At 65.5% G+C, this 6,560-nt stretch carries 6 protein-coding genes; 3 read left to right on the plus strand and 3 right to left on the minus strand.

Annotated features, from left to right (window positions below):
* Window positions 1-4 precede the first annotated feature (4 nt).
* The 3 genes from ACFYO1_RS41865 to ACFYO1_RS41875 all read right to left on the minus strand — a co-directional run bounded on the left by ACFYO1_RS41865 (window position 5) and on the right by ACFYO1_RS41875 (window position 3,738).
* Window positions 5-853 (minus strand): ABC transporter permease, encoded by an 849-nt coding sequence (locus ACFYO1_RS41865; protein ID WP_387244598.1) that lies wholly within the window; start codon window positions 851-853, stop codon window positions 5-7.
* Complete coding sequence (locus tag ACFYO1_RS41870; protein WP_387244600.1) at window positions 850-1,854, minus strand: ATP-binding cassette domain-containing protein; 1,005 nt, start codon at window positions 1,852-1,854, stop codon at window positions 850-852. The genes ACFYO1_RS41865 and ACFYO1_RS41870 overlap by 4 nt, the downstream gene beginning before the upstream one ends.
* A gap of 954 nt (window positions 1,855-2,808) precedes the next feature.
* Window positions 2,809-3,738 (minus strand): acyl-CoA dehydrogenase family protein, encoded by a 930-nt coding sequence (locus tag ACFYO1_RS41875; RefSeq protein WP_387244604.1) that lies wholly within the window; start codon window positions 3,736-3,738, stop codon window positions 2,809-2,811.
* A 422-nt stretch (window positions 3,739-4,160) separates the two neighbouring features.
* Between ACFYO1_RS41875 and ACFYO1_RS41880 the strand changes: the two genes are divergently transcribed.
* The 3 genes from ACFYO1_RS41880 to ACFYO1_RS41890 form a co-directional block, all read left to right on the plus strand.
* Entirely contained in the window at window positions 4,161-4,871 is a 711-nt protein-coding gene (locus ACFYO1_RS41880) for a YoaK family protein (RefSeq protein ID WP_378716927.1), read from the plus strand.
* Window positions 4,872-4,911: 40 nt separating this feature from the next.
* Entirely contained in the window at window positions 4,912-6,102 is a 1,191-nt protein-coding gene (locus ACFYO1_RS41885) for a hypothetical protein (protein ID WP_387244607.1), read from the plus strand.
* A gap of 212 nt (window positions 6,103-6,314) precedes the next feature.
* Window positions 6,315-6,560, plus strand: a 246-nt coding sequence (locus tag ACFYO1_RS41890) for a hypothetical protein (protein WP_387244610.1), incomplete at its 3' end; no start/stop codon positions are given.

A 6,560-nucleotide genomic window follows, 5' to 3' on the forward strand; every position in this document is an offset into this window, starting at 1 on the left:
CCGGTCAGCGGCTGACGGTGTTCTTGTACTGACGCACCGCCAGCGGCACGAACACCACCATGATCACCACCACCCAGATCAGCGTGGTCACTTCGGGATGGCGCAGTGACCACGCGGTGGGTTCAGGCGACAACGGACTGGTGTTGCCGAACAGGTCGCGGGTCGCCTGGGTGAGCGCCGAGACCGGGTTCCATTCGGCGATCACCCGCAGCGCGGTCGGCAGCTTCTCACTCGGCACGAAGGTGTTGCCGATGAACGTCAGCGGGAAGACCACGATGAAGCTGGCGTTGTTGAACACCTCCGGCGCGCGGACCAGCAGGCCGACATAGGCCATGACCCAGGACACCGCGTAGGCGAACAGCAACAGCAGCACATAGGCCAGCACCGCGTCCAGAAACGAGCCGCGGATCCGCCAGCCGACCACCAGGCCGGTCAGCGACATCACGGTCAGGCTGACCACGTTGATCACCACGTCACTGAGCGTCCGGCCGATCAGCACGGCCGACGGGGCCATCGGCAGCGAACGGAACCGGTCGATGATGCCCTTCTGCATGTCCTCCGCCAGCGCCGCACCGGTGAACGACGCACCGAACACCACGGTCTGCGCGAAGATGCCCGCGATCAGGAACTCCCGGTACCCGCCGGAGACGCCGGGCACATCGATCGCCGCACCGAAGATGTAGGCGAACAGCAGCACGAACATGATCGGCGAGAGCGTCGAGAAGATCAGCACGTCCGGCACTCGCCGGATCTTGATCACGCCGCGCTTCGCGATGGTCAGGCTGTCGCTGACCACCATCGAGAGCCGGTCGACGGCCGAAGGCCGGTCATTCACCGAGGCCACGGTGGTCATCGGGTCTTTCCTTCCGCTGCTTCGAGCTTTCCGGCCGCGCGGCCGTTGTCGTTGACCAATTCCTCCGCCTCGTGCCCGGTGAGGGTGAGGAAGACATCGTCGAGCGAAGGGCGCCGCAGGCCGACGTCGTGGATCTTGACGTCGTGCTCGGCCAGCTTGCCGATCGCCGTGACCAGCGCCTGCGAGCCGTCCGACACCGGGACGGTGATCCGGCGCAGCCCGGGTTCGACGTGAATTTCCCCGTCCGCCAGGCCTTTCAGCGCCTGCATCGCGGTGCCGAGGTTGTCCGCGTGGTCGACGGTCAGCTCGATCCGATCGCCGCCGACCAGGGTCTTGAGCTCATCCGCGGTGCCGCGCGCGATGACCTTGCCGTGGTCGATCACCGCGATCGCGTCGGCCAGCCGATCGGCCTCGTCCATGTACTGCGTGGTGAGCAACAGGGTGGTGCCGCCCGCGACCAGTTCCTCGATGACGTCCCACAGGTCGAGCCTGGCCCGGGGATCCAGGCCGGTGGTCGGCTCGTCCAGGAACAGCACCGGCGGGTTGGCCACCAGCGCTCCGGCCAGGTCGAGTCGCCTGCGCATGCCCCCGGAATACGTTTTCACCGGGCGGTCGGCGGCGTCGCTCAGCCGGAACCGGTCGAGTAGTTCGCGGGCGCGCGCTTTACTGCGCTGCACGCCCATGTGATAGAGCCGCCCGACCATTTCCAAATTCTCGAAACCGGTCAGATATTCATCCACCGCGGCGTACTGACCGGATGCGCCGATCCGGGAGCGCAGCGTCCGGGGATCACGCAGCACGTCGATGCCCGCGACCGTCGCCCGCCCTTCGTCCGGTACCAGTAGCGTGCTGAGCACCCGGACCGTGGTGGTCTTACCTGCGCCGTTGGGTCCGAGCAGCGCGGTGACGGTCCCTTCCGGGACCGCGAGGTCGAGTCCGTCGAGGGCGACCAGATCGCCATATCGTTTGACCAGTCCCTCGGCGACTATTGCGTCGGGCATGATTCTCCTGAGTTCGTGAGTTTCGTAGGATGTATTTGCTCGACGCCGGTGCGTTGGCGTCTGCCGAATTCGCTGGATCGGGACCTTTACCGATACTCGGGACAGTATTGCGCCACCCACCGACAATTTCATCCGATTTGTTCGGTTTCTCGATCATGGAAAGTGAACCACCCGGTTGCGAGCAGCCCGGCCCGCGACAAGATGATCTCTCTACAATGTACAGAGTTCGCGCGCGGCTGCCCACCCCCAAATCTGCCGCGACGGCTCTCCACAGATAGACAAAGGTCGCACCTCGATCCAGGCGGTGCTCGGGGGTGCCGGATCGAAGTGCGACCGGTTCGATACTCCCGCGCCGCAGCGGGACCGGTCGCGGGTAGCCGACTACTCGATTCGCCGCCGCGCGATACTCAGGCCGGGGCGGGCCGCCGTGAAATCGGCCGAGCGCCTTGACCGCTCGGCCGAGGCGATTGGTCGCGCACCGGGTGAACACGAACACATGTTCGCACCGGGGTACGACAGATTCGGGAGAGCCGTGAATCCGCGCGCCGAAACGACACGCGGCACCGTGCGCGGCCGCCGGACGCGAATCACCCATATCCGACAGCGATCCTCGCCACACAGCGACCGGTCGGCATGTTTTCCACCACTGCCATCGGCCCAGATCCGAGCTGGCACAAATCAGGTATCGACCTGCGCAACAGTAGTTTTGGCAAACACCAGGCCACCCTCGAGCCATGCCCCCGCGAGGCATCTCGAGTACCCGAATCGTCGCCGAGCAAGCAGAAAGTAAGCCCACCCAAAAAATCTTGGAAAAGTGGCCCTCCCCACGCGCACACAATCGCGGATCATCGCGTAGGATCATTCAAGTCGGCCCCTCCCCCCCGGGCCGACCTTACGCGGGCCTCGGCTAACTCCCCCCCTTCGCCGAGGCCCGCTCCCCATTTTCGGACCAGGTCACACGGCCTGCTCCGGCTCGGGTCGCACTGATCGCCAGGCCGTTGCCAGCCGCTGATCGCGCACCCTTCCGGCGATCGTGAGCAGCGGACGATCCCGTTCCCACAATTGCCGTGTGGCCGAATCCGCCGACGCCCACAGGGAATCCAGCTCCGTCAGCACCGTGCCGACATAGTCGAACGCGCCGCCCAAGGCGATGTGCACGCCCGGCGAACTCGGCGCATCGATATCCAGCCCGCGCACCGCCGACACCGCGGTGAGCAGTCGTTGCAGCGCGGACCGCGGCCAGTCCGCCGCCCGCGCCACCCGGATCAACCAGCCCAGCGCCGCCGCGAGCACATGCACGTCCTCGATCGTGCGGAACGGCCTGAGGTAATCCAGGTAGCCGTCGCCCGGCAACACCACTGCCGCAACGTCGGTCAGCGTGACCATCGCATGCGGAATCTCCGGGGCGAACGCAGTGGCGGGCAGATTCGTCACGTGCACCCCGGCGGCCCGCACGTCGACCATGGTGGCGCGCAACCGATTCCGGCCTGCCTCGTCCGCGCCGGCACTCGCGATCACCACCAGCCGGTGCGCCAGCATGCCAAGCGTGGCAAAGGTTTTCGTCCCGTTGAGCCGGACGGCGCCCTGGTCTTCGGCCAACGTCGTCCGAATCGCCGACGGATGTCCGCCGCCCGCCTCGGTCGCGCACAACGCGACCAGCTCGTCCGCAGGCAGATCCGGAATCAGCGTGCGCAACGCCTCCTGATACCCGGACAGGAACGCGTAACCGAGCCGGTCCGCGCCGAAGCCGCCGGCCAGGGCGACATCGACCGGTTTGCCGAATCGGTTCGCGGCCACCCGATGTCGGGTCCAGGCCGCGGCGACATCGTCGAGCGGGGCCGCGGCGAGCGGTTCGGTCAGCAGGAAATCGAGCACGGAGTCCACTCGTGCACGGTAACCGGCGGCGGCCCGCTCGGCCCGCCGTCAGACCGCGACGCGTTCGGCGTCCACCGGCGACCGCCAGATCCGGCTGCGCGGATTGCCCCTGCTCCTTCCGTGCGACCGGTCACAACGGACGGGCCGCTCGTCGGCGCTCCGATGATCCCGAGCGCCGTTCGGCAACCGCTTCGGTCGGTTACTAATTGTTACCGACAGCATCATGCGTCACCGCCGCTGACCACGGAAGTCGGCACTTTCAAGTCACTCGGTTACCGCTCGGATACCGACCAACCGACCACCGGCCGGCCGAACGGCCGGTCGATGTCGCGTTGGTGACCGTCTGGCAAACCACGGCGCTGCGCATGCGCGTTCCGCCGGCGAGCGGTAACACTGAAGAGTCGCATTCACCTTCGAAAGGAGCCTGACCTGTGCCGAAACCGGACGAAGCACGCAAACGGGCACTTTTCGACAACGAGGCCAGATTGTCCTGGGTACTGGCCGCATTGGCCGGATTGATCGGCGCCGCCGCGTTCATGCATACCGCCGGCTACTTCGTCACCTTCATGACCGGCAACACCGAGCGCGCCATCCTCGGCCACTTCCATCAGCAGAACGACACCGCGGCAGCGGCGGCCGGCTTGCTCGGGTCGTTCGTCGCCGGTGTCGTGGTCGCCTCCTGGTGCCGCAGGCGCTACTGGTCCGGGCATCCGCACGGTCCCACGCTGCTGACGACGTTCAGCCTCGCCACCGCCTCGATCATCGACATCGTGCGCTTCCAGGACCCCGACACCGCCTCCATCGACTTCGTGCCGATCCTGTTCGTCGCCTTCGGCGTCGGCGCGCTCAACACCTCGTTCGTCAAGGACGGCGAGGTGTCCGTGCCCCTGAGCTACGTCACCGGCACCTTGGTCAAGCTGGCCCAGGGCATCGAACGCCACATGAGCGGCGGCGATTACGCCGACTGGCTCGGCTACTTCCTGCTCTACCTGAGTTTCGCGCTCGGCGCCCTGCTCGGTGGCCTGCTGAGCCTGCTCGTCGCCGGCTGGGCCATGCTCATCACCGCCACCGTCGTCTGCCTCATCGTCACCGGCTACACCTACCTGCACCTCGATCGGCACGGACCGCTCTCCGAGGAATGACCCCTGTGCACTCGTCGGTCCTGCCGGTTACGGTGGCCGCGTGGAGGAGAACATCGGGACCGACGCCGACCAGTTCGCGGCGCTCGTCCTGCACCAACTGACCGCCGCCGGCCAGCACGACGCGGAGTACGACCCCGACGGTTTCGAGATCACCGTGGGCAGCCTCCGGCTGTACCTCGGAAATATCTATCGCGAGACCGCGGGTCTCTCCGCGGAAGACCGGGACCGGCGCATCGCGAATTTCGTCGCCGCCGTGCCCGATGACGACGCGCCGGACACCTGGCCCGAGGTCCGGCCCCTGCTGCGACCGATACTGCGCCCCAACACCTTCGGGATCAACTCCGATACCGACGGTATGCGGTCGATTTCGCGCCCCGCGTTCCCGTTCATCGACGAACTGGTCGCGATCGACCGCCCGCATTCCCGCTCGATCGTCTCCTCGGAGACCCTGCGACGTTGGGACGTCAGCGCCGACGAAGTCTTCGCCGCTGCCCGCGAAAACCTCACCGCCATGGTCGGTTCCGGTGGTTTCAAGGGAGACGGCTTGATCCATTTCGCCGACAACGGCGACGGCTACTGCACCTCGTGGCCCCTGATTCCCGGCTGGCTGGCCGGTTCCGGCGACGGCACCCACCGCCCGATCGCCTTCCTCCCCGACGTGGACACCCTCATCATCGCCCCCGATCTGGACGACCTCGCTCCGGTCTTCGAACACGTCGAGCAGCGTTACCGCGAAGCCGTGCGCCCCATTTCCCCGCAGGCCTACACGGTCGACGACCACGGCACCGTCGTCCCGCTCGACCAAATCCCCGACCACCGTCACCGCGTGCTAGCCCTCCGCGCCCGATGTGGTTTGGCCATAACCGAATACGGAGCCCAAGCCGCAGTGCTGGAGCAAGCGGTGGACGACTATCTTGCCTACCCCGACCACGAAGACCTGGCCACCGCCTTCGCCGGCTCCGTCATGTACCTATCCGACGACACCGGCCCCCACACCGTCACAATCTGGGGCAAGGACGTCGAATACCTTCTCCCGGAGGCCGATCGAGTCGTCTTCTGCACCGACGAGAACGGCCAAATGCAAACCCTCTTCGAAGTCCCCTTCCCCGCAGTAGCCGAAATCACCGGCCTCACCCCCATCCCCCACATGTCCCCCCGCCGCTACGAAATCCGCCACTGGCCGACCCCCGAAACCCTCGCCCGCCTGGAAGCAGCCGCAATCCCCCGCTGACCAGCGAAACACCCCAGCACCTCTCGGATGTGAGACGTGCTGGGGTGCTGAACCTTCCACGTCGTCCCCCACCAGCGCACCCGTTCCACGTGGAACACATTGCAGCACGCCAAATTTCAAACGATCAGTTGAACAGCCAAACCCCCGGAGCACCGTAAAGGATGCACACTTGCGCAGCAAGACATTCCGGGACAGGCCCCGACTGCAAGTTGGTGGCAGCCATCAGAACCACTCCACTACCTAGGACTGCCAACCAGAGAGGGGGGTCCGGGGGGCAAAGCCCCTCCGGGCGGGGCGGGGGGGGGGGGGGGGGGGGGCGCCGCCGCCCCCCCCGCCCCCCCCCCCACCAAAAAAAAAAAAAAAAACAAAAAAAAAAAAAAAAAAAAAAAAAAAAAAAAAAAACAAAAAAAAAAAAAAAAAAAAAAAAAAAAAAAAAAAAAAAAAAAAAAAAAAAAAAA

Source organism: Nocardia sp. NPDC006044 (genome assembly GCF_042871115.1).
GTDB lineage: Bacteria > Actinomycetota > Actinomycetes > Mycobacteriales > Mycobacteriaceae > Nocardia.

Excerpts from the sequence above, each read along its gene's own strand:
- ACFYO1_RS41865 (WP_387244598.1), bottom strand. The coding sequence starts at position 853 with ATGACCACCGTGGCCTCGGTGAATGACCGGCCTTCGGCCGTCGACCGG.
- ACFYO1_RS41870 (WP_387244600.1), bottom strand. The coding sequence starts at position 1,854 with ATGCCCGACGCAATAGTCGCCGAGGGACTGGTCAAACGATATGGCGAT.